The following is a 21,770-nucleotide window of genomic DNA, read 5'->3' as shown; positions in this document are numbered from 1 at the left end:
CAAATTGCTTAAGCCTCATCAGTACAGCGGTGGGCGGCAAGCGTCCGTCAGAAAGAGGAAGAAGCGTGGACAAGTACCTTTATGTGGCAATGACCGGCGCCAGCCAGAATGCTCTGGCGCAGAAGGCCCATGCCAACAACCTGGCGAACATTTCCACCAATGGTTTCCAACGTGACCTGGAGCAGGCGCGTTCGATGCCGGTGTTCGGTGACAGCTTTCCGGCGCGGGCGTTTGCCATGACCGAGCGTCCGGCCACCGACTTCACCCCTGGCGCCATGATCGAGACCGGCCGTGACCTGGACGTGGCCGTCAACGGTGACGGTTGGTTGGCCGTGCAGACCCCTGACGGCAGCGAGGCCTACGTGCGCAGCGCCAGCATGAACGTCGATGCGTTGGGCGTGCTGCGCGCTGGCAACGGCATGCCGATCATGGGCAACGGTGGCCCGATTGCCGTGCCGCCCCAGCAGAAAATCGAAGTGGGTGCCGACGGCACCATCAGCATCCGCGCCATGGGCGAAGGCCCGCGGGTGATGGCCGAAGTGGACCGCATCAAGCTGGTCCAGCCGGACCTGAAAAACATGAATAAAGGCCTCGACGGCACCATCCACACCAAGGATGGCCAGCCGGCCCAGGCCGACGCGAACGTCAAGCTGACCTCGGGCTTCCTGCAGGCGAGCAACGTCAATGCCGTGGAAGAGATGACTGCGGTGCTGGCGCTTTCCAAGCAGTTCGAGCTGCACATCAAGATGATGAACAGCGCTAAAGAAGACGATCAGGCCATGACACGCGTCATGCAGATGAGCTGATCCAACACACTAATTTTGCGGCGCAGCGCCAACAAACAGGCGCACGAAGGAGAACAGCATGCTTCCGGCTCTATGGGTTGCCAAAACAGGTCTGTCCGCCCAGGACACCAACCTGACCACCATTTCCAACAACCTGGCCAACGTGTCGACCACGGGTTTCAAGCGTGACCGTGCCGAGTTCCAGGACTTGCTCTATCAGATCAAGAAGCAGCCAGGCGCCCAGTCGACCCAGGACAGCGAACTGCCGTCCGGCCTGCAATTGGGTACCGGTGTGCAGATCGTCGGCACCCAGAAGAACTTCAGCGCCGGTAACCTGCAGCAGACCGGCCAGCCGCTGGACATGGCCATCAACGGCCGTGGTTTCTTCCAGATCCTGCAACCGGACGGCACTACTTCCTACACCCGTGACGGTACTTTCCACCTGGACTCCAACGGCCAGATCGTGACCGCCAACGGTTTCGCCCTGGAGCCGGCCGTGATCGTTCCAGCCGACGCCAAGACCTTCACCGTCGGTAACGACGGTACTGTGTCGATCACCGTGGCCGGCAACCCCGCGTCGCAAGTGATCGGCAACCTGCAGACCGCCGACTTCATCAACCCGGCCGGCCTGCAGGCCATGGGCAACAACCTGTTCCTGGAAACCGCCTCCAGCGGCGCGCCGCAAATCGGCACCCCTGGCTTGAACGGCTTCGGCACCACGCTGCAAAGCACCCTGGAAACCTCCAACGTGAGCACCGTTGAGGAGATGGTCAACATGATCACCACCCAACGCGCCTACGAGATGAACTCCAAGGTGATCTCCACCGCCGACCAGATGCTTTCGTTCGTAACGCAGAATCTGTAATCAAGTCTATGGGGCGCTCTTGACGGCGCCTGCAACACCGTGAGGTAAGGGTCATGAATCGCTATGTTTCTGTTCTGGCATTGAGTGGGATTGCCGTGCTTGCGGGCTGTGTCGCCCCGACGCCAAAACCCAATGACCCGTACTACGCGCCGGTGTTGCCACGCACGCCGTTGCCGGCGGCGGCCAACAATGGCTCGATCTACCAGGCCGGTTTCGAACAGAACCTGTACAGCGACCGCAAAGCGTTCCGGGTCGGTGACATCATCACCATTACCCTGAACGAGAAGACCCAGGCCAGCAAGAACGCCAACTCCCAGGTGGGCAAGACCAGCAAGACCGGTATCGGCCTGACCTCGTTGTTCGGTGCCGTGCCCAACACCAACAACCCGCTGGGCGATGGCGACCTGAGCCTGAGCGCCGGCTACAGCGGTGATCGTGCCACCAACGGCAAGAGTTCGGCGGGGCAGGGCAACAGCCTGACCGGTTCGATCACCGTTACCGTGGCCGATGTGCTGCCCAACGGCATCATCGCCGTGCGCGGTGAAAAGTGGATGACCCTCAACACCGGTGACGAGCTGGTGCGCATTGCCGGCATGGTCCGTGCCGATGACATCTCCACCGACAACACTGTGCCGTCCACACGGATTGCCGATGCACGCATTACCTACTCGGGTACGGGTTCGTTTGCTGATGCAAGCCAGCCGGGCTGGTTCGACCGTTTCTTCCTTAGCCCGCTGTTCCCTTTCTAGGTGGCCACTTTGAACTTCAAACAGCTGATGGCGGCCGCACTCCTGCTTTCCTTGAGCGCTGTCGCCCAGGCCGAGCGCCTGAAGGACATCGCCAGCATCTCCGGCGTGCGTTCCAACCAGTTGATCGGCTACGGCCTAGTGGTGGGGCTCAACGGTACGGGTGACCAGACCACCCAGACCCCGTTCACCCTGCAGACCTTCAACAACATGCTCTCGCAGTTCGGCATCAAGGTGCCGGCGGGGTCGGGCAACGTGCAGCTTAAAAACGTCGCGGCAGTGTCGATCAGCGCCGACCTGCCGGCGTTCTCCAAACCGGGCCAGGTGGTGGACATCACCGTGTCGTCCATTGGTAACTCGAAAAGCCTGCGCGGCGGCACATTGCTGATGACGCCGCTCAAGGGTATCGACGGCAACGTCTACGCCATCGCCCAGGGCAACCTGGTGGTAGGCGGGTTTGACGCCGAAGGTCGCGACGGTTCGAAGATCACCGTCAACGTGCCGTCGGCCGGGCGTATCCCGGGCGGCGCCACGGTTGAACGTACCGTGCCAAGTGGTTTCAACCAGGGCAACAGCCTGACCCTGAACCTCAACCGTTCCGACTTCACCACCGCCAAGCGCGTGGTCGACAAGATCAACGACATGCTCGGCCCGGGCGTGGCCCAGGCCATCGACGGCGGCTCGATCCGTGTGACGGCGCCGCTGGACCCGAGCCAGCGCGTCGACTACCTGTCGATCCTGGAAAACCTTGAAGTCGACCCTGGCCAGGCCGTGGCCAAAGTCATCATCAACTCGCGCACCGGCACCATCGTGATCGGCCAGAACGTCAAGGTCTCGCCAGCCGCCGTGACCCACGGCAGCCTGACCGTGACCATCACCGAAGACCCGATCGTCAGCCAGCCTGGGCCGTTGTCCAACGGCCAGACGGCGGTGGTGCCGCGTTCGCGGGTGAATGCCCAGCAAGAAGCCAAGCCGATGTTCAAGTTCGGCCCTGGCACCACCCTGGACGAGATTGTCCGCGCGGTGAACCAGGTGGGCGCAGCGCCCGGCGACTTGATGGCGATCCTCGAAGCATTGAAACAGGCCGGCGCCTTGCAAGCCGACCTGATCGTGATCTGAGGCCATGGTCATGGATATGCGCAAGAGCGGGATCAGCAGCACGGCGGATTCGGGGTCTTACTCCGACCTGAACCGGCTTAACCAGCTCAAGGTCGGTGCCGACAAGAACAGCGAAGGCAACATGCGCAAGGTCGCGCAGGAGTTCGAATCGCTGTTCTTGAGCGAGATGCTCAAGTCCATGCGTTCGGCTACCGAGGCGCTGGGTAAAGACAACCCGATGAACACGCCGGCCGCCAAGCAATACCAGGAAATGTACGACCAGCAGCTGGCCGTCTCGATGTCCCGCGAAGGCGGTGGCATCGGCCTGGCCGACGTGCTGATGCGCCAGATGCAGAAAAACAAACCGGTGGAGGCCCAGGCCGCCACCTTGCAAGGTCCGGCGGCTGCCGGGCCTGCGAAGAAGGTCGACGTGCCGACGGAAATCGCGGCAGGCACCCAGGCCGAAGGGCCGCTGGGCCGCTCCAATGGCCAGCGTCCGTTGTGGGCGTACCGCGTGGCTGAACCGCAGGTCGGCGCTGCGGCGTCCCACAGCAATGACATGGAGCTGATGAACCAGCGTCGCATCGCCTTGCCGAGCAAGCTGACCGATCGCCTGCTGGCCGGCATCGTGCCCAACGCGCCCGTTGCTATCGATGCCAAAAGCGCGCCGCTGCGTAACAGCGTGGCCGACGACAACGTGATCAACAGCAGCGCGCGCACCTTCGCCGTGCCGAGCGGGCGCATGCAGGTGTACGGTCGCGCCGTGGCCCAGCCACCCTTGGCGCCGGCGAAGAAGGCCTTCAGTTCGCAGGATGAATTTGTCGCCACCATGTTGCCGATGGCCAAGGCGGCCGCGGCGCGCATCGGTGTCGATCCGAAGTACTTGGTGGCCCAGGCTGCGCTGGAAACCGGTTGGGGTAAATCGGTGATGCGCGCCGAAGACGGCAGCAGCAGCCACAACCTGTTCGGCATCAAGGCCGGCCAGAGTTGGCAGGGCGGCCAGGCCCGTGCGATCACCAGCGAGTTCCGGGATGGGGCGATGGTCAAGGAAACGGCGCAGTTCCGTTCCTACAACTCATACCAGGACAGCTTCCATGATCTGGTGACCTTGCTGCAAAGCAATGATCGCTATAAAGAAGTCATCAAATCGGCCGACAACCCGGAACAGTTTGTCCGCGAGTTGCAAAAAGCCGGTTACGCCACCGACCCGGCCTATGCCAGCAAGATTTCGCAGATCGCCAAAACGATGGACAGTTACCAGAATTACGCTGCCGCTGGCGCAACCACACATTTATAAGGTCTGAACCATGAGTTTGCTCAGTATCGGGATGTCAGGGCTCAATGCCTCTCAAGGATCGCTGTCGGTCTTGAGTAATAACATTGCCAACGCCAATACTCCGGGTTATTCGCGTCAGCAGACCACCCAGAACGCCAGTGCGGCCAACCAGTACGGTGGTGTGTACATCGGCAGCGGTACCACCCTGGCCGATGTGCGCCGGGTGTATAACGAGTTCCTCGACGCGGCCTACCAGAACAGCACTTCGCTCAACAGCGATGCCAAGGCTTACCTAGACCAGGTCAGCGCTGTCGACAAGACCCTGTCGGACAAGACCACCGGTATGTCGGCTGTGCTCAGTGAGTTCTTCTCGGCCATGCAGACTGCCTCGGCCAACCCGAGCGATGTCTCGGCCCGCCAGGTGTTGATCACCAAGGCGCAGACGCTGAGCAATCGCTTCAACTCGATCTCTACACAGTTGGGCCAGCAGAAAGAAACCATCAACAGCCAGCTGTCGTCGATGAGCGACCAGGTCAACAAGCTGACGTCGTCCATTGCCTCGCTCAACAAGCAGATCGCCCAGGTGCAGGGTTCGTCGAACACGGCCCCGGCCAACCTGTTGGACGCGCGTGCCGAAGCCGTGCGTTCGCTGAACGAATTGGTCGGCGTGACCGCCACCGAGAAGAATGGCATCTTCAGCGTCAGCACCGGTTCCGGCCAGTCGCTGGTATTGGGTGACCAGTTCAACACCATCTCCGCCGTACCGAGCAAGAACGACACCAGCCAGTTCACCATCCAGCTCAACGTGGGCGGCGGTGAGTCGCTCGATCTGGGCAACGTGCTCAGCGGCGGTAGCATCGGCGGTCTGTTGCGTTATCGCAGCGATGTCCTGATGCCTGCCATCAATGACTTGGGGCGCATCGCCATCGCCACCGCAGATACCATCAACAACCAGTTGGGCCAGGGCCTGGACCTCAACGGCCAGTTCGGCAGCTCGCTGTTCAAGGACATCAACAGCGCCGCGGCCATTGCCCAGCGCAGCCAGGCTTCGGGTGGCAACAGCGCGGGTTCCGGCAACCTGAACGTGTCGATCAAGGACAGCAGCAAGCTGACCAATTTCGATTACAAGGTCACCTTCAACGACAGAGCCAACCCGAACAACGTCACCGTGGTGCGTTCCGATGGCAAGGCCATGGGGACCTTTGACGTCACCGCCACGCCACCGGCCGTGATCGATGGTTTCACGTTGGCGCTCGACGGCAAGGGGCCGATGGCTACCGGGGACAGCTTCAAGGTCAGCCCGACCGCCAATGGTGCCAAGGACATTGGCACCGTGATGACGGATCCGAACAAGATCGCTTTTGCCGCGCCACTATCCGGGCAGGCCAGTAAGACCAACGAAGGTACCGGCACGTTTACCCCGCCGACCCTGACGGTGCCTTTGGATATCCAGGGCGGCGCCGCCACTGCCCAGTTGCGCACGGGGATTGAGCATTCGATGCCGGTGAAGATGGTATTCGGCAAGCCGGCAGCCGACGGCACCCAGCCGTACACACTCAATGATGCCCAGGGCAACCCGATCGGCACCGGCAGCATTGTTCCGGGGCAGGGCAACAAGGTCACGATCAACGTGCCGATGCGCGATGCCAACGGTGCCCTGGTGGTGCCGGCCAAGAGCTTCAGTTTCGACACCACGGTGGGCGGTTCGCCGGCCAACGGCGACAGCACGACGTTCTCGTTCAATGCCTCCGGCAAGTCCGATAACCGCAACGCCCTTGAGCTGCTCGGCCTGCAAACCAAGGCGACCATCGGCACGGCCGCCGATGGCACCGGCGGCACCAGCCTCGTAGGGGCCAATAGCAAGTTGGTATCTACCGTCGGCGCGAAAGCGGCGGCTGCCGGTACGGACAGCACGGCGACGAACGCATTGCTGACCGCCAACAAGAATGCGCGCAACTCGGTGTCCCAGGTCAACCTGGACGAAGAGGCGGGCGACATGATCAAGTTCCAGCAGTACTACACGGCATCGTCGCAGATCATCAAGGCTGCGCAAGAAACCTTCAGCACATTGATCAATAGTCTTTAAGGGAGCCTGGGACGATGCGTATTTCTACACAGCAGTATTTCGAGACCAGTTCCGCCAAGTATTCGGATAACTATTCGGGTGTGGTGAAGGCCCAGGACCAGGCCAGTTCCGGTGTGCGCGTACAGACCGCCGCGGATGATCCTGTGGCGGCGGCGCGGTTGTTGATGCTGCAGCAGCAGAAAGACATGGTGGCCCAGTCCACGGGCAACATCACCAGCCTGAAAAACTCGCTGACTAACGAAGAGAGTGTTTTAGGTGCGATCAGTGAAGCCATGCAGCGTGCCACGGAGCTGGCACTCAAGGCCGGTGGTGTCGGCAGTGATGCTGATCGTCGCTCGATTGCCAGTGAGGTCGGTGCGATTGAAGATCAGGTCCTGGGCCTGCTCAACAGCAAGGACTCGGCCGGCAACTACTTGTTTTCCGGCTCCAAGACCCAGACGCCGCCGTATGCGCGCAACAACGATGGCACCTACAGCTACCAGGGGGATGAAACCCCGCTGAGCCTGCAGATTTCCAATACGCTGAATGTCAGCGCGGGTGATACCGGCAAGACCATCCTTGAAGGCGCGGCCAACGCCGGTCGCACCCAGGCCCCCTGGGTTGCGCCGAACCCGCAGACCGTGCCGCCTACGGTCAATGACCACAAGGTGGCGCTTTCGGCCGGGCTGGTGACATCGAGCGGCGACTACGCCAACAAATTCGCCGACGGCCAGCCTTACAAGCTGATCTTTACCAGCAGCACGCAATACAAGGTGTCTGACAAGAACGGCAATGACGTGACTTCCGAGATACCGGGCAATGGCACGTTCGACGCCACCAAGGAAGGCAGCACCAGCGTTGCACTGCGGGGGGTGAAATTCGACATCACCATGAACCTCGGGGACGTGGCGCCGGGCGCCAACTCCGATGCGTTGGTCAAGGACCGTACCTTCAGCCTGGAGGCCAAGCCGGACACGTTCAGCGTGTCGCGCACGCCGAGCAATACGTCGAGCGCACAGCTGACCGGCGCGCAGGTCACCAACCAGGCGGACTATGCCAGCACGTTCCCGTCCAACAGCGGGGCGATCATCAAGTTCACCAGCGCGACGGCCTATGAGGTGTATGCCCAGCCCTATTCGAGCGCCAGCAAGGCGATCGCCACCGGCGATACCGGCGGCGGTACCACGGTGACGGCGGCCGGCGTGACGTTTGACGTGAGCAGCGGCCCGCCGCAGCCAGGCGATCAGTTCTCGGTGGGTGCCAATACCCAGAAGACCCAGAATGCGCTGGATACGCTTGGCCAATTGCGCAAGGCGCTGGAGGCACCAGCCGACGGCAATCCGGCAGCGACGGTCAAGCTCAAGGATGCCATTGATTCGAGCATCGCCAACCTGGCCAATTCGATGTCCCAGATCGTCAATGTGCGGGGTTCCGTCGGGGCGCGGCAGAATGCCTTGGAGATCCAGGCCACTGAGAATTCGAGCATCAGCATTGCTACGACCAGCACGATGAGCGATCTGGCCAACATCGACATGGGTGAGGCGGCCATCAACCTGGCGCTGCAGCAAACCATGTTGCAAGCCTCCCAACTGGCGTTCGTGAAAATCTCGCAGTTGAGCCTGTTCAACAAGATGTAAGTGGCGTCACGTCAAGCGGCCCGCCCTGGAAACACGGCGGGCCGTTGTCGTTTTTGGGGTTTAATTGTTTGAAGGTTTTGCATAAAGCACACAAAATTGAGTGACCTGTGAGTCATAAAGCGCATCTTCACTGTATCGTGTGAAAAGGATAAGTCGTCACAGGGTCCTTGCGTGGCGGCTTTCAGCGAGATTTTTATGGGGTTATCCCCTTTATTGTCAGCACTCCGGGCGTAGTCCCAGGGGTGTTCTCCAGCTATTTAGTATTGGGAAGCCACAATGATTGGCATAAAAAGCATCGCCAGTTACGTGCCGGCAGACGGGATCGATAACTACGCCCAGGGTGCCAAATTCGCCAAGGATGAAGAATTCATCATTGGCAAGATCGGGTCGGCGTTCCTGCCGCGCAAGGAAGCCGCGCAGGAAACCTCCGATCTGTGTGTCGAGGCGGTCAACGCTTTGTTTGCCAACAACCCGGATCTGAAACGCGAGTCCATCGACGCGCTGATCGTCGTCACCCAGAACGGCGATGAAGAGGGCCTGCCGCACACGGCTGCCATCGTCCAGGACAAGCTCGGCCTGCCGACCCACGTTGCAGCCTTCGATATTTCCCTGGGCTGTTCCGGCTACGTCTACGGCATCTACGCGATGAAGGGTTTCATGGAAGCCGCTGGCCTGAAGAATGGCCTGCTGGTCACTGCCGACCCGTATTCGAAGATCGTCGACCCGGAAGACCGCAACACCACCATGCTGTTCGGCGATGCCGCCACCGCCACCTGGATGGGCGAAGATGCGCCGTGGTTGCTCGGCAAGTCCAAGTTCGGCACCGACGGTTCCGGCGCCCCGCACCTGAAGGTCAGCGACGGTGTGTTCTTCATGAACGGCCGCCAAGTGTTCAACTTCGCCTTGCTCAAGGTGCCTGCGCATTTGCATGAGCTGCTCGATGAGTCGGACCTAAAGGCCGACGACATCGATGCCTTCTGCATTCACCAGGGCAGTGCGGCGATTGTCGACGCCGTAGCGCGTCGTTTTGAAGATGCGCCGGTGGACAAGTTCATCAAGGACATGGTCGAGACCGGCAACACGGTGTCGTCGAGCATTCCGCTGCTGCTGGAAAAGCATGTGATGGACGCCACCTGGAAACGCGTGGCCATCAGCGGTTTTGGTGTGGGCCTGTCGTGGGGCTCGGCGATTCTCTATCGTCCGTGACACCTTGAACCGGTAGCACAAAAAAACGCCGATGCTTGAAAGAGCATCGGCGTTTTTTATTTGGCGCCAGAAAACCCAATGAAAGCAGGCTTTTTTGCCTGCGTAAGCCCTTGAATTGCAAGGAGTGGCACGACGCCAGCAAAAAAATCGAAAAAAATCCTCAAGCAACCGGCTACCACGACGATAACTATTACGTAGGTTCTCAGGCCACACCCGGCGGTTGCCAGGGCCGGAAGCCGCAGTATCCATCCAACGAGGATTTCGTCATGGCTTTAACAGTAAACACCAACATTGCTTCGATCACTACTCAGGGCAACCTGAACAAAGCTGGCGGCGCCCTGGCCACTTCCATGCAGCGCCTGTCTTCCGGCCTGCGTATCAACAGCGCTAAAGACGACGCCGCCGGCCTGGGTATCGCCACCCGTATGACCAGCCAGATCAACGGCCTGGGTCAAGCTGTAAAGAACGCCAACGATGGTATCTCCATCGCGCAGACCGCTGAAGGCGCAATGCAGGCTTCGACCGACATTCTGCAAAAAATGCGTACCCTGGCTCTGTCCTCGGCGACCGGCTCCCTGAGCACCGACGACCGTAAGTCGAACAACGACGAATACCAGGCCCTGACTTCGGAACTGACCCGTATCGCCCAGACCACTACTTTCGGTGGCCAGAAGCTGCTGGACGGTTCGTACGGTACCAAGTCGATCCAGGTTGGCGCCAACGCTAACGAAACCATCAACCTGTCCCTGGACAACGTTGCTGCCAACAACATCGGTTCGCAGCAAATCAAGAGCATCGGTATCGCTCCAGGTGCTGGTGTAGCTGGCGGCGCAATCGCAGTAACCGGTAACGGCCAGACTGCCAACGTCACTGTAGCAGCTGCTGCTTCCGCTAAAACCATCGCCGCACAACTGAACGGCGCCATCGGTGGCCTGAACGCTACCGCCAGCACTGAAGCTCAGTTTGTAGTTGGCGCCGGTGCTGCTACCGCTCCAGCTTCGTTCACCATGACCGTTGGCGGCCAAGCCACCACGTTCGTCGGCGTCACCGACACTGCCAGCCTGGCTGATCAGTTGAAGTCCAACTCCGCCAAACTGGGCATCAGCGTTAACTACGACCAATCCAAAGGCACTCTGTCGGTTAAATCCGACACCGGTGAAAACCTGGCCTTCAGCGCTTCGACCGCTGCCGGCACCATCACTGTTGCCACCAAAGACGGTTCGGGCACCTACGGCACTGCTACTGCCCTGGCTGACGGCATCATCGCTACCGGTGCTGTGAACATGGACTCCGCCAAGGGCTACTCCCTGGAAGGCGCTGGTGTGACCGGTATCTTCGGTGCCGCTACTTCGGCTGCTTCGACCAAGACCGCCGTTTCGCAAACCGACGTGACTGACGCCACCAAGGCCCAGAACGCTGTGTCCGTGATCGACCAGGCTATCGCTACCATCTCCAGCTCCCGTTCGGGCCTGGGTGCGGTACAGAACCGTCTGACCAGCACTGTAGACAACCTGTCCAACATCCAGAAAAACAGCACCGCTGCCCGCTCCACCGTTCAGGACGTCGACTTCGCTTCCGAAGCCGCTGAACTGACCAAGCAGCAAACCCTGCAGTCGGCTTCCACTGCGATCCTGTCGCAGGCTAACCAACTGCCATCCGCTGTACTGAAGCTGCTTCAGTAATAGCGGCACGTGGTGAATGACGGAAGGGCGCGTTTACGTGCCCTTTCGTCTTTTCCAATCAGAGGAGATTGGGCATGGACATGAGTGTAAAACTGAACTTGTCTTATCCGCCGCTGGCCTCTCAAGGCTCGCCGGCACCTGTGGTTGCGGATAAAGACAAGACTAAGGTTGAAGCGGCCGCGCCAACCGCAGGCAAGTCCCAAAAGGACAGCCTGGAAAAAGCGGTCACCGATATTAAAGAATTCGTACAAGCGGCCCAGCGCAACCTGGACTTTTCCATTGACGATTCCACCCATAGGGTTGTAGTCAAGGTCATTGCCACCGACACCGGTGAAGTGATCCGACAGATTCCTTCGGAAACGGCCTTGAAACTGGCACAGAGTCTGGCCAGCGCCAGTCATGTGTTGTTTGACGACAAGGCGTGAACTGGCATGAAACTTGTTGCTGTCACCGCTTGAAGCGCTAGTCGTCAAGATAACGGCAGCCACCGGAACAGGAGAAAGATGATGGCGGGTACAACGATTACCGGCGTGGGGTCGGGTTTCGACACTCAGGCGATTGTGAAATCCCTGGTGGATGCCGAGCGAGCGCCTAAGCAGGCTCAGATCAACATCCAGTCGCAAAAGGCAACCACTCAGCTGTCGTCGATCGGCAAGATCCAGGCAGCCCTGGATGCCTTCCGGGGTGCGCTGGCCAACATGGGCACCGATAACAGCTTCAGTGGCTTGACCGGTACGTCTTCGGACGAGAAGGTCGCCACCATGACGGCCAACCAGGGTGCGGCGAGCGGTAGCTTCTCGCTGGTCGTCAACCAGTTGGCGACGCCGTCGAAGCTGTCGACCAAGAGCTTCGCCGGTGGCCAGTCGACGGTCGTGAACAGTGGCACCACCCCAACGACGCTGACGATCAGCCAGTCGGGCAAGAACTTCGACCTGAAGGTGCCGGCCGGCGCGACCCTGCAACAGGTGCGTGACTCGATCAACTCGCAGTTCGGCACCGCAGGCCTGAGTGCCAACATCCTTACCGACTCCAACGGTTCGCGTCTTATCCTGACCTCCACCAACTCCGGTGTTGGTTCCGATCTGACGATGTCGGGCAACTCGGGGATTGATACCGGTTACACAGTGGTCAGCGAGCCGAAGAACGCCAAGTACACCATTGACGGTATTGCTGCAGAGTCCAAGACCAACAGCATCACGGATGCAGTGAGTGGTGTAAGTATCAAGTTGCTCTCTGTGTCGCCCTTGACCACGCCTTCGGATACCGCGTCTACGGCTCGCAATGCTTTGACCATTTCCGTCAGCACCAGCACCACCGCCCTCAAGTCCGGGGTCAAGGGCTTCGTCGACACCTACAACGCCCTGCTCAAGGCGATGAACGCCGAGACCAAGGTGACCAAGGATGCCGCCGGTAACTCCGTCGCCGCCACTTTGACCGGTGACTCGACCATGCGCACCTTGCAGGCGGCGATCCGCAACGAGTTCAACGCATTGTCCGGCAACGGCACCTTGAAATCCCTGGCCCAGTTCGGTGTTACCACCGACCAGGACACCGGCGCGCTGAGCATTGATGCCAAACAGTGGGACAAAGCCGTACTGACAAACGCCGCCGACATCAACAGTATCTTCAGCGGCAAGACCGGCCTGCTCGCGCGCCTGACGGCGGCGACCGATGGCTATGCCAAGGCCACCACCGGGATCCTGGCCACGCGTTCAACGTCGTTGTCCGACAGCCTTAAAGACCTCAACAAGCAGCAAGTTGCGTTGGATGAACGCCTCACCACCATGCAAGACTCCTTGACCCGCAAGTACACCGCCATGGATACGCTGGTGGCGCAACTGCGCCAGCAGAGCAACAGTATCCTCGGTACGCTAAATGCCATCAGCAAATCACAAAGCAGTGATAGCTGATTGAATGCGGATTGAAAAAGCCCGGGTCCATTGACCTGGGCTTTGTTCTTCATAAGGCCGACGGGTTAAAGTTTTTTGCGATCCAGTCGACATAATGGTTACTGCAACCCATCTCGCTGTTGCCTGTCACGAGGTAGAAAAATGAATCCCATGAGAGCCCTTCGCCAATACCAGAAGGTCAATTCCCATGCCCAGATCTCCGAAGCCAGCCCGCACCGCCTGGTGCAAATGCTGATGGAGGGTGGGCTCGACCGTATGGCGCAGGCCAAAGGTGCGTTGGCGCGTGGTGATATCGCCGCGAAGGGCCTGATGCTGGGCAAGGCCGCCGACATCCTCATCGGGCTTCGTGATGGCCTGAGCGCGGAAAAAAGCGACAACAAGGAATACGTTCAGCAACTGGAAGGTCTGTACGTGTACATGACCAACCGTTTGATGGAGGCCAATCTGCACAACGACGCCGACATGATTGACGAAGTCGCCCGTTTGCTGATTACCGTGAAAGAAGGCTGGGATGCCATCGGCGCGCCACAAGGCGCTGCACAATAAGGCCAAGCGGCCTTGAGGAACACGTCATGAGCCAAGCATTGCAACGCATTGATGAAACCCGTGAGGCGCTGATGGGCGCGCTGGCGGACCGCAACTGGGACGCCATCGGCGAGCTGGACCTGGGCTGTCGTCATGTCATCGACGAGGTGCTCAGCGAAGCGCCGGTAGACGAGGATGCGTTGCGCGAAAAGCTTGAGGGGCTGCTGGCGGTTTACCAGCAATTGCTCGAGGTGACGACGGGCGAGCGGCAGGCGATTTTCGAGGAGATGTCGCAGATCAACCAAGCGAAAAATGCGTCAAAGGTTTACCATCTGTTCGGCTGAAGAGCCGCAGTTGGTCCGATGGGCGCGTCATATATTTGACTGTGCCAGCATTTTTGACTTAACTAGTGCTGTTTTCAGATTTCAGACGTCTAGTAAGGTACAAAGTCTTACAGGCGTCTCGATTGCCCTCACTTCGGGGCAGGAAGTTTTACTAGGGAAGTTGCTATTGCATGTGGCGTGAAACCAAAATTCTGCTGATTGATGACGATAGCGTCCGCCGCCGCGATTTAGCGGTGATTTTGAATTTTCTTGGCGAAGAAAATTTGCCCTGCGGCAGCCATGACTGGCAGCAGGCGGTCAGCTCATTGTCATCGAGCCGTGAAGTCATTTGTGTGCTGATCGGGACGGTAAACGCTCCTGGCGCTGTTTTGGGCTTGTTAAAGACACTGTCAACCTGGGATGAGTTCCTTCCCGTGTTGCTGATGGGCGATATTTCTTCTGTCGAACTGCCAGAAGACCAGCGCCGCCGGGTGCTTTCCACCCTTGAAATGCCGCCCAGCTACAGTAAATTGCTCGACTCCCTGCACCGTGCCCAGGTCTATCGCGAGATGTACGACCAGGCCCGCGAGCGCGGTCGCCATCGCGAACCCAACCTGTTCCGCAGCCTGGTCGGCACCAGCCGCGCCATCCAGCACGTGCGCCAGATGATGCAGCAAGTGGCCGATACCGACGCCAGCGTGTTGATCCTCGGCGAGTCGGGCACCGGCAAGGAAGTGGTTGCGCGCAACCTGCACTATCACTCCAAGCGCCGCGACGGGCCCTTTGTGCCGGTCAACTGCGGGGCGATTCCGGCAGAGCTGCTTGAAAGCGAATTGTTCGGCCACGAGAAGGGCGCCTTTACCGGGGCGATCACCAGCCGTGCCGGGCGTTTCGAGCTGGCCAACGGCGGCACCCTGTTCCTCGACGAGATCGGCGACATGCCGCTGCCGATGCAGGTCAAGCTGCTGCGCGTGTTGCAGGAGCGTACCTTCGAGCGCGTGGGCAGCAACAAGACCCAGAGCGTTGACGTGCGCATCATCGCGGCCACCCACAAGAACCTCGAAAGCATGATCGAGGTCGGCAGCTTCCGCGAAGACCTGTACTACCGCCTCAACGTATTCCCGATCGAGATGGCCCCGCTGCGCGAGCGCGTGGAGGACATCCCGTTGCTGATGAACGAACTGATCTCGCGCATGGAGCACGAAAAGCGCGGTTCGATCCGTTTCAATTCCGCCGCAATCATGTCCCTGTGCCGCCACGGCTGGCCGGGCAACGTGCGCGAGCTGGCCAACCTGGTGGAGCGCATGGCGATCATGCACCCCTACGGTGTGATCGGCGTGGTCGAGCTGCCGAAGAAATTCCGCTACGTCGACGACGAAGACGAGCAACTGGTCGACAGCCTGCGCAGCGACCTGGAGGAGCGGGTGGCCATCAACGGTCATGCCCCGGACTTCGGCTCTACCGCCATGCTGCCGCCCGAAGGCCTGGACTTGAAGGACTACCTCGGCAACCTGGAGCAAGGCCTGATCCAGCAGGCTCTGGACGACGCCAACGGCATCGTCGCCCGTGCCGCCGAGCGCCTGCGCATTCGTCGAACCACCCTGGTGGAGAAGATGCGCAAGTACGGCATGAGCCGCAAAGAAGGTGACGAACAGGCGGATGATTGACGCCTGTTTTTTAAATCACTGAAACTTCAGTGGTTTTTTTTCGGCACGGGTATTGCTACAGCCCTCGCAACGTTCCGTTTAACTGACGGTCAGCCAAGCGAGAGAGCATGATGCCCCACGCCGCCCAACATTCTTCCAGTCCTGCCATTGCAGGCCTGGTTCCCTCTGTAGAACAGCAAAGCCGCCAGGGCCTGGAGCAGGCGTTTTCGCTGTTCAACCAGATGTCCAGCCAATTGACCGATTCCTACAGCCTGCTCGAAGCCCGTGTTTCGGAGCTCAAGGGCGAGTTGGCGGTGGTCAGTGCCCAGCGCATGGAAGAGTTGGCCGAGAAGGAGCGCCTGGCCAACCGCCTGCAAAACCTGCTGTCGCTGTTGCCCGGTGGCGTGATCGTCATCGACGAAGAAGGCCGCGTGCGTGAAGCCAACCCGGCGGCCTGTGACATGCTTGGCCTGCCGCTGGAAGGCGAGCTGTGGCGTCACGTAATCACCCGCTGCTTTGCGCCGCGTGAAGATGATGGCCATGAAATTTCGCTCAAGGACGGTCGCCGCTTGTCCATCGCCACGCGCGCTCTGGACGCTGAGCCGGGCCAGCTTGTGCTGCTCAACGACCTGACTGAAACCCGTCACCTGCAAGACCAGTTGGCGCGCCACGAACGTTTGTCCTCGCTGGGGCGCATGGTCGCTTCTCTGGCACATCAGATCCGCACGCCACTGTCGGCGGCGTTGATCTACGCCAGTCATTTGACTGATGAACAATTGCCCGCGGCCACCCACCAGCGTTTTGCCGGGCGCCTCAAGGAGCGCCTGCATGAGTTGGAGCACCAGGTGCGCGACATGCTGGTGTTTGCCCGTGGTGAATTGCCGCTGACCGACCGCATCACACCTACCGAGTTGATGCAGGCGCTGCAAGCGGCGGCCGCCACCCACATTCAAGACGTGCAAGTGCGTTGGCAGTGCGACAGCCATCTCGGCGAGCTGCTGTGCAACCGCGACACCCTTGTCGGTTCGCTGCTCAACCTGATCGAAAACGCCACCCAGGCCAGCGGCCCTGGTGCGCGGCTCAAGGTGCACCTGTACAACCGCGAACAAACCCTGCGCCTATGCATCAGCGACAGCGGCAGCGGTATCGAGCCTGCCGTATTGCAGCGCCTGGGCGAACCTTTTTTCACCACCAAGACCAACGGTACGGGCCTGGGCCTGACCGTGGTCAAGGCAGTGGCGCGTGCCCATCAGGGAGAATTGCAGCTGCATTCCCGTGTCGGGCGTGGCACCTGTGCATTGATGACCTTGCCGCTGTTTTCATGCGCGGCAAGCACGGAGTAAACGGTTATGGCTATCAAGGTTCTGTTGGTGGAAGACGATCGCGCGCTGCGTGAAGCATTGGCCGACACGCTGCTGTTGGCGGGCCATGACTACCGGGCGGTCGGTTCTGCCGAGGACGCCTTGGAGGCGGTGGAGCAAGAGTCCTTCAGCCTGGTGGTGAGCGACGTGAACATGCCGGGCATGGACGGCCACCAGTTGCTCGGTGTGCTGCGCGCGCGTCAGCCACAGTTGCCGGTGTTGCTGATGACCGCCCACGGCGCTGTGGAACGTGCAGTCGACGCGATGCGCCAGGGGGCGGCGGATTACCTGGTCAAACCGTTCGAACCCAGAGCTTTGATCGAACTGGTCGCACGGCATGCCCTGGGCGTGATCCCGGCCAGCGACGGCGAAGGTCCGATTGCCTTCGAACCGGCCAGCGCACAATTGCTGGAGCTGGCTGCCCGCGTGGCGCGCAGTGATTCCACCGTGCTGATTTCCGGCGAGTCCGGCACCGGCAAGGAGGTGCTGGCCCGCTACATCCACCAGCAATCGACCCGCGCCAAGCAGCCGTTTATCGCAATCAACTGCGCGGCGATCCCCGACAACATGCTCGAAGCCACGCTGTTCGGCCACGAAAAAGGCTCGTTCACCGGCGCTATTGCGGCTCAGGCGGGCAAGTTCGAGCAGGCGGATGGCGGCACGATTTTGCTCGATGAAATTTCGGAAATGCCCCTGGGCCTGCAAGCCAAGTTGCTGCGGGTGCTGCAAGAGCGTGAAGTAGAGCGCGTTGGCGCACGCAAGCCGATCCAGCTGGATATCCGCGTGGTCGCCACCACCAACCGTGACCTGGCGGGCGAAGTGGCGGCGGGGCGCTTCCGTGAAGACTTGTTCTACCGTCTCTCGGTCTTTCCCCTGGCCTGGCGCCCGTTGCGCGAGCGCCCGGCGGACATCATTCCACTGGCCGAGCGCCTGCTGGGCAACCACGTCAAAAAAATGAAGCATGCCCAGGCACGCCTGTCGGCCGAGGCCCAGGCTTGCCTGGTCGCCTATCCGTGGCCGGGAAACGTCCGGGAACTGGACAACGCCATCCAGCGTGCGTTGATCCTGCAGCAGGGCGGCCTGATCCAGCCCCAGGATTTCTGCCTGGCCATGGGCAGCGGGGTTGCGCCGCTGCCGACCCTGGCGCCTGCGCCCGTGGTGGTCGAAACCGAAACCGCCGGTGCGTTGGGCGACGACCTGCGTCGCCGCGAATTCCAGATGATCATCGACACCCTGCGCGCCGAGCGCGGCCGCCGCAAAGAGGCTGCCGAGCGCCTGGGGATCAGCCCGCGGACCTTGCGCTACAAGCTGGCGCAGATGCGTGACGCCGGCATGGACGTCGAGGCATATCTGTTCGCCACATAATCGGTAACAAGGCGGACAAGGTTTGTCGCCTTTTCTTACGAGTTGAACCAGAGCTGGCACCCTTGTTGCTACTTCACCTAGTAATTGCGGCGTAGCGTCAAAAAACATGCGGGTTGTCGGAGAGAGAAGTTCATGAGCCAGGGTATTGAGTTCAATCGGTTGATGTTGGATATGCGCTCCATGCAAATGGATGCCATGGCTCAACCGAAATCCGTCGCGCCTGCGCCGGAATTGGGCCAAAGCAGCTTCGCCGACATGCTCGGCCAGGCCATCAACAAAGTCAGTGATACCCAGCAAGCCTCCAGCCAATTGGCCAACGCGTTCGAGATCGGCAAAAGCGGCGTGGACCTCACCGATGTGATGGTCGCCTCGCAAAAGGCCAGCGTGTCGTTCCAGGCGTTGACCCAGGTGCGTAACAAGCTGGTTCAGGCTTACCAAGACATCATGCAGATGCCGGTTTAAGGACGAGATTTAAGTCATGGCAGAAGCAGTCGTGGACAACGCACCCGCCAAGGCAGACGGCAAGCCGCCGCTGTTTGGCCTGTCGTTCCTGGAAAACCTCTCCGAAATGACCATGTTGCGTCAGGTGGGCCTGATGGTCGGCCTGGCAGCGAGCGTGGCGATTGGTTTTGCCGTGGTGCTGTGGTCGCAGCAACCGGATTACCGGCCGCTCTACGGCAGCCTGGCGGGCATGGATTCCAAGCAGATCATGGAAACCCTGGCCGCCGCCGACATCGCCTACACCGTGGAGCCCAACTCCGGGGCGCTGCTGGTCAAGGCCGACGATGTGGCCCGTGCACGCATGAAACTCGCGGCGGCCGGCGTCACCCCGTCCGACGCCAATATCGGTTTCGAAATCCTCGACAAGGACCAGGGCCTGGGCACCAGCCAGTTCATGGAAGCCACCCGCTACCGTCGCGGTCTGGAAGGCGAACTGGCGCGCACCATCTCCAGCCTGAACAACGTCAAGGGTGCCCGCGTGCACCTGGCCATTCCGAAAAGCTCGGTGTTTGTGCGCGATGAGCGCAAGCCCAGTGCCTCGGTATTGGTGGAACTGTTTGCCGGCCGCTCCCTGGAGCCAGGCCAGGTGCTGGCGATCGTCAACCTGGTCGCCACCAGCGTGCCTGAGCTGAGCAAGTCGCAAATCACCGTGGTCGACCAGAAGGGCAACCTGCTGTCCGACCAGGCGGAAAACTCCGCGCTGACCCAGGCCGGCAAGCAGTTCGACTACAGCCGTCGTGTGGAAAGCATGCTCACCCAGCGTGTGCACAACATCCTGCAGCCGGTGCTGGGCAACGACCGCTACAAGGCGGAAGTGTCCGCCGATGTGGACTTCAGCGCCGTCGAATCGACCTCCGAGCAGTTCAACCCGGACCAGCCGGCGTTGCGCAGCGAGCAGTCCACCAGCGAACAACGCACCGCTGCCAACGGCCCGCCACAAGGCGTACCGGGCGCCCTGAGCAACCAGCCGCCGGCCCCGGCCTCGGCTCCGCAAACCACCGGTGGCGCTACGGCCAGCGCTGGCGCCATCCAGCCAGGCCAGCCGCTGCTGGACGCCAATGGCCAACAGATCATGGACCCGGCCACTGGGCAGCCGATGCTCGCGCCGTACCCGGCGGACAAGCGTAACCAGTCGACCAAGAACTTCGAACTCGACCGTTCCATCAGCCATACCAAGCAGCAACAAGGCCGCGTCAATCGCCTGTCGGTATCGGTGGTGGTGGATGACCAGGTCAAGGTCAATGCCGCCGATGGCGCCGTTACCCGTGCCCCATGGAGCGCCGACGAATTGGCGCGCTTCACGCGCCTGGTGCAGGACGCCGTCGGTTTTGACGCCAGCCGGGGTGACAGCGTCAGCGTGATCAACATGCCGTTCTCTGCCGAGCGTGGCGAAGTGATCGCCGAGCCGGCGTTCTACTCGCAGCCGTGGTTCTGGGACATCGTCAAGCAGGTGCTGGGTGTGTTGTTCATCCTGGTGCTGGTGTTCGGCGTGCTGCGCCCGGTGCTCAACAACATCACCGGCAACGGCAAGAAACAACTGGCGGCCTATGGTGGCAGCGACGTCGAGTTGGGTGGCATGGGCGGCCTGGACGGCGAACTGGCCAACGACCGCGTCAGCCTCGGCGGCCCGCAAAGCATCCTGTTGCCAAGCCCGAGCGAGGGTTACGACGCTCAGCTGAACGCAATCAAGAGTCTGGTGGCAGAAGACCCGGGCCGTGTGGCCCAGGTCGTGAAAGAGTGGATCAACGCAGATGAGTGATAATCGAGCCGCTGTTGCCAAGCTCACCAAGGTCGACAAAGCCGCAGTCCTGCTGCTGTCCCTGGGTGAAACCGACGCCGCCCAAGTGCTGCGCCACATGGGGCCCAAAGAGGTTCAACGGGTGGGCGTGGCCATGGCGCAGATGCGCAATGTGCACCGCGAGCAGGTCGAGCAGGTGATGAGCGAGTTCGTCGAGATCGTCGGCGACCAGACCAGCCTGGGCGTCGGCTCCGACAGCTACATCCGCAAGATGCTCACCTCGGCCCTGGGCGAAGACAAGGCCAACGGCCTGATCGACCGCATCCTGCTCGGTGGCAACACCAGCGGCCTCGACAGCCTGAAATGGATGGAGCCGCGTGCCGTCGCCGACGTGATCCGCTACGAACACCCGCAGATCCAGGCGATCGTGGTGGCGTATCTCGACCCCGACCAGGCCGGTGAAGTGCTCGGCCACTTCGACCATAAAGTGCGCCTGGACATCATCCTGCGCGTGTCGTCGCTGAACACCGTGCAGCCGGCGGCGCTGAAAGAACTCAACACGATTCTGGAGAAGCAGTTCTCCGGCAACTCGAACGCCTCGCGCACCACCCTGGGTGGTATCAAGCGTGCGGCTGACATCATGAACTTCCTCGACAGCTCGGTCGAAGGCCAGTTGATGGACTCGATCCGCGAGATCGACGACACCCTGTCCGGTCAGATCGAAGACCTCATGTTCGTGTTCAACAACCTCTCCGATGTCGACGACCGCGGCATCCAGGCGTTGCTGCGCGAAGTGTCCTCGGACGTGCTGGTGCTGGCCCTCAAGGGTTCGGACGAGAACGTCAAAGAGAAGATCTTCAAGAACATGTCCAAGCGTGCCTCGGAACTGTTGCGCGACGACCTGGAAGCCAAGGGCCCGGTACGCGTCAGCGACGTGGAAACCGCGCAGAAAGAAATCCTCACCATTGCCCGCCGTATGGCCGAAGCCGGAGAAATCGTTCTCGGCGGGAAGGGCGGCGAAGAAATGATCTAAGGCGCTTC

General features: G+C 60.7%; 19 protein-coding genes. All 19 read left to right on the top strand.

Annotation, left to right across the window (positions count from 1 at the left end; translation table 11 throughout):
* Positions 1-65: 65 nt before the first annotated feature.
* The 19 genes from BM110_RS19375 (at position 66) to fliG (ending at position 21,762) form a co-directional block, all read left to right on the top strand.
* Complete coding sequence (locus tag BM110_RS19375; protein WP_071491292.1) at positions 66-806, top strand: flagellar basal body rod protein FlgF; 741 nt, start codon at positions 66-68, stop codon at positions 804-806.
* A gap of 58 nt (positions 807-864) precedes the next feature.
* On the top strand, positions 865-1,650 hold the full coding sequence (flgG, locus tag BM110_RS19370; protein WP_025855853.1) for a flagellar basal-body rod protein FlgG: 786 nt from the start codon (positions 865-867) through the stop codon (positions 1,648-1,650).
* Positions 1,651-1,703: 53 nt separating this feature from the next.
* Positions 1,704-2,399 carry a flagellar basal body L-ring protein FlgH gene (gene flgH, locus BM110_RS19365; RefSeq protein WP_015885208.1) on the top strand — a complete coding sequence of 232 codons (696 nt, stop codon included), beginning with the start codon at positions 1,704-1,706 and terminating at the stop codon, positions 2,397-2,399.
* Between the two features lie 27 nt (positions 2,400-2,426).
* Positions 2,427-3,515 (top strand): flagellar basal body P-ring protein FlgI, encoded by a 1,089-nt coding sequence (locus BM110_RS19360; RefSeq protein ID WP_033901075.1) that lies wholly within the window; start codon positions 2,427-2,429, stop codon positions 3,513-3,515.
* A 4-nt stretch (positions 3,516-3,519) separates the two neighbouring features.
* Positions 3,520-4,791, top strand: coding sequence for a flagellar assembly peptidoglycan hydrolase FlgJ (gene flgJ / locus BM110_RS19355; protein WP_093514006.1), 1,272 nt, complete (start codon positions 3,520-3,522; stop codon positions 4,789-4,791).
* Between the two features lie 10 nt (positions 4,792-4,801).
* A complete protein-coding gene (gene flgK, locus BM110_RS19350; RefSeq protein WP_093514005.1) occupies positions 4,802-6,856 on the top strand; it encodes a flagellar hook-associated protein FlgK in 2,055 nt (684 codons plus the stop codon).
* Positions 6,857-6,870: 14 nt separating this feature from the next.
* Positions 6,871-8,472, top strand: a complete 1,602-nt coding sequence (locus BM110_RS19345; protein ID WP_093514004.1) for a flagellar hook-associated protein 3 — start codon at positions 6,871-6,873, stop codon at positions 8,470-8,472.
* Positions 8,473-8,748: 276 nt separating this feature from the next.
* Positions 8,749-9,678, top strand: coding sequence for a ketoacyl-ACP synthase III (locus tag BM110_RS19340; RefSeq protein WP_058424918.1), 930 nt, complete (start codon positions 8,749-8,751; stop codon positions 9,676-9,678).
* A gap of 266 nt (positions 9,679-9,944) precedes the next feature.
* Positions 9,945-11,360 (top strand): flagellin N-terminal helical domain-containing protein, encoded by a 1,416-nt coding sequence (locus tag BM110_RS19335; RefSeq protein WP_071491539.1) that lies wholly within the window; start codon positions 9,945-9,947, stop codon positions 11,358-11,360.
* Positions 11,361-11,434: 74 nt separating this feature from the next.
* Complete coding sequence (locus tag BM110_RS19330) at positions 11,435-11,785, top strand: flagellar protein FlaG (protein ID WP_093514003.1); 351 nt, start codon at positions 11,435-11,437, stop codon at positions 11,783-11,785.
* 81 nt (positions 11,786-11,866) lie between these two features.
* On the top strand, positions 11,867-13,270 hold the full coding sequence (gene fliD / locus BM110_RS19325; RefSeq protein ID WP_093514002.1) for a flagellar filament capping protein FliD: 1,404 nt from the start codon (positions 11,867-11,869) through the stop codon (positions 13,268-13,270).
* 141 nt (positions 13,271-13,411) lie between these two features.
* Positions 13,412-13,816, top strand: a complete 405-nt coding sequence (gene fliS / locus BM110_RS19320; RefSeq protein WP_058424915.1) for a flagellar export chaperone FliS — start codon at positions 13,412-13,414, stop codon at positions 13,814-13,816.
* 26 nt (positions 13,817-13,842) lie between these two features.
* Positions 13,843-14,139: a flagellar protein FliT gene (locus tag BM110_RS19315; RefSeq protein ID WP_071491286.1), complete on the top strand. Its 297-nt coding sequence runs from the start codon at positions 13,843-13,845 to the stop codon at positions 14,137-14,139.
* A gap of 170 nt (positions 14,140-14,309) precedes the next feature.
* Positions 14,310-15,785 (top strand): sigma-54 dependent transcriptional regulator, encoded by a 1,476-nt coding sequence (locus tag BM110_RS19310; RefSeq protein ID WP_093122308.1) that lies wholly within the window; start codon positions 14,310-14,312, stop codon positions 15,783-15,785.
* 110 nt (positions 15,786-15,895) lie between these two features.
* Positions 15,896-17,107: a sensor histidine kinase gene (locus tag BM110_RS19305; RefSeq protein ID WP_093514081.1), complete on the top strand. Its 1,212-nt coding sequence runs from the start codon at positions 15,896-15,898 to the stop codon at positions 17,105-17,107.
* A 6-nt stretch (positions 17,108-17,113) separates the two neighbouring features.
* Entirely contained in the window at positions 17,114-18,490 is a 1,377-nt protein-coding gene (locus tag BM110_RS19300) for a sigma-54-dependent transcriptional regulator (protein ID WP_093514001.1), read from the top strand.
* Positions 18,491-18,622: 132 nt separating this feature from the next.
* Positions 18,623-18,952 carry a flagellar hook-basal body complex protein FliE gene (fliE, locus tag BM110_RS19295; RefSeq protein WP_015885194.1) on the top strand — a complete coding sequence of 110 codons (330 nt, stop codon included), beginning with the start codon at positions 18,623-18,625 and terminating at the stop codon, positions 18,950-18,952.
* 16 nt (positions 18,953-18,968) lie between these two features.
* Positions 18,969-20,750 carry a flagellar basal-body MS-ring/collar protein FliF gene (gene fliF / locus BM110_RS19290; protein WP_092243027.1) on the top strand — a complete coding sequence of 594 codons (1,782 nt, stop codon included), beginning with the start codon at positions 18,969-18,971 and terminating at the stop codon, positions 20,748-20,750.
* Positions 20,743-21,762, top strand: coding sequence for a flagellar motor switch protein FliG (fliG, locus tag BM110_RS19285; RefSeq protein ID WP_010208743.1), 1,020 nt, complete (start codon positions 20,743-20,745; stop codon positions 21,760-21,762). The genes fliF and fliG overlap by 8 nt, the downstream gene beginning before the upstream one ends.
* Positions 21,763-21,770 lie beyond the last annotated feature (8 nt).

Origin of the sequence: Pseudomonas sp. NFPP28, from assembly GCF_900115535.1 — a bacterium.
In the GTDB taxonomy this organism is placed as follows: Bacteria; Pseudomonadota; Gammaproteobacteria; order Pseudomonadales; family Pseudomonadaceae; genus Aquipseudomonas; species Aquipseudomonas extremorientalis.
This window is presented reverse-complemented; position numbering and strand designations above follow the sequence as displayed.

Coding starts and splice junctions, on each gene's coding strand:
- flgG (WP_025855853.1), top strand. CDS start 865: ATGCTTCCGGCTCTATGGGTTGCCAAAACAGGTCTGTCCGCCCAGGAC.
- flgH (WP_015885208.1), top strand. CDS start 1,704: ATGAATCGCTATGTTTCTGTTCTGGCATTGAGTGGGATTGCCGTGCTT.
- BM110_RS19360 (WP_033901075.1), top strand. CDS start 2,427: ATGGCGGCCGCACTCCTGCTTTCCTTGAGCGCTGTCGCCCAGGCCGAG.
- flgJ (WP_093514006.1), top strand. CDS start 3,520: ATGGTCATGGATATGCGCAAGAGCGGGATCAGCAGCACGGCGGATTCG.
- flgK (WP_093514005.1), top strand. CDS start 4,802: ATGAGTTTGCTCAGTATCGGGATGTCAGGGCTCAATGCCTCTCAAGGA.
- BM110_RS19345 (WP_093514004.1), top strand. CDS start 6,871: ATGCGTATTTCTACACAGCAGTATTTCGAGACCAGTTCCGCCAAGTAT.
- BM110_RS19340 (WP_058424918.1), top strand. CDS start 8,749: ATGATTGGCATAAAAAGCATCGCCAGTTACGTGCCGGCAGACGGGATC.
- BM110_RS19335 (WP_071491539.1), top strand. CDS start 9,945: ATGGCTTTAACAGTAAACACCAACATTGCTTCGATCACTACTCAGGGC.
- BM110_RS19330 (WP_093514003.1), top strand. CDS start 11,435: ATGGACATGAGTGTAAAACTGAACTTGTCTTATCCGCCGCTGGCCTCT.
- fliD (WP_093514002.1), top strand. CDS start 11,867: ATGGCGGGTACAACGATTACCGGCGTGGGGTCGGGTTTCGACACTCAG.
- fliS (WP_058424915.1), top strand. CDS start 13,412: ATGAATCCCATGAGAGCCCTTCGCCAATACCAGAAGGTCAATTCCCAT.
- BM110_RS19315 (WP_071491286.1), top strand. CDS start 13,843: ATGAGCCAAGCATTGCAACGCATTGATGAAACCCGTGAGGCGCTGATG.
- BM110_RS19310 (WP_093122308.1), top strand. CDS start 14,310: ATGTGGCGTGAAACCAAAATTCTGCTGATTGATGACGATAGCGTCCGC.
- BM110_RS19305 (WP_093514081.1), top strand. CDS start 15,896: ATGCCCCACGCCGCCCAACATTCTTCCAGTCCTGCCATTGCAGGCCTG.
- BM110_RS19300 (WP_093514001.1), top strand. CDS start 17,114: ATGGCTATCAAGGTTCTGTTGGTGGAAGACGATCGCGCGCTGCGTGAA.
- fliE (WP_015885194.1), top strand. CDS start 18,623: ATGAGCCAGGGTATTGAGTTCAATCGGTTGATGTTGGATATGCGCTCC.
- fliF (WP_092243027.1), top strand. CDS start 18,969: ATGGCAGAAGCAGTCGTGGACAACGCACCCGCCAAGGCAGACGGCAAG.
- fliG (WP_010208743.1), top strand. CDS start 20,743: ATGAGTGATAATCGAGCCGCTGTTGCCAAGCTCACCAAGGTCGACAAA.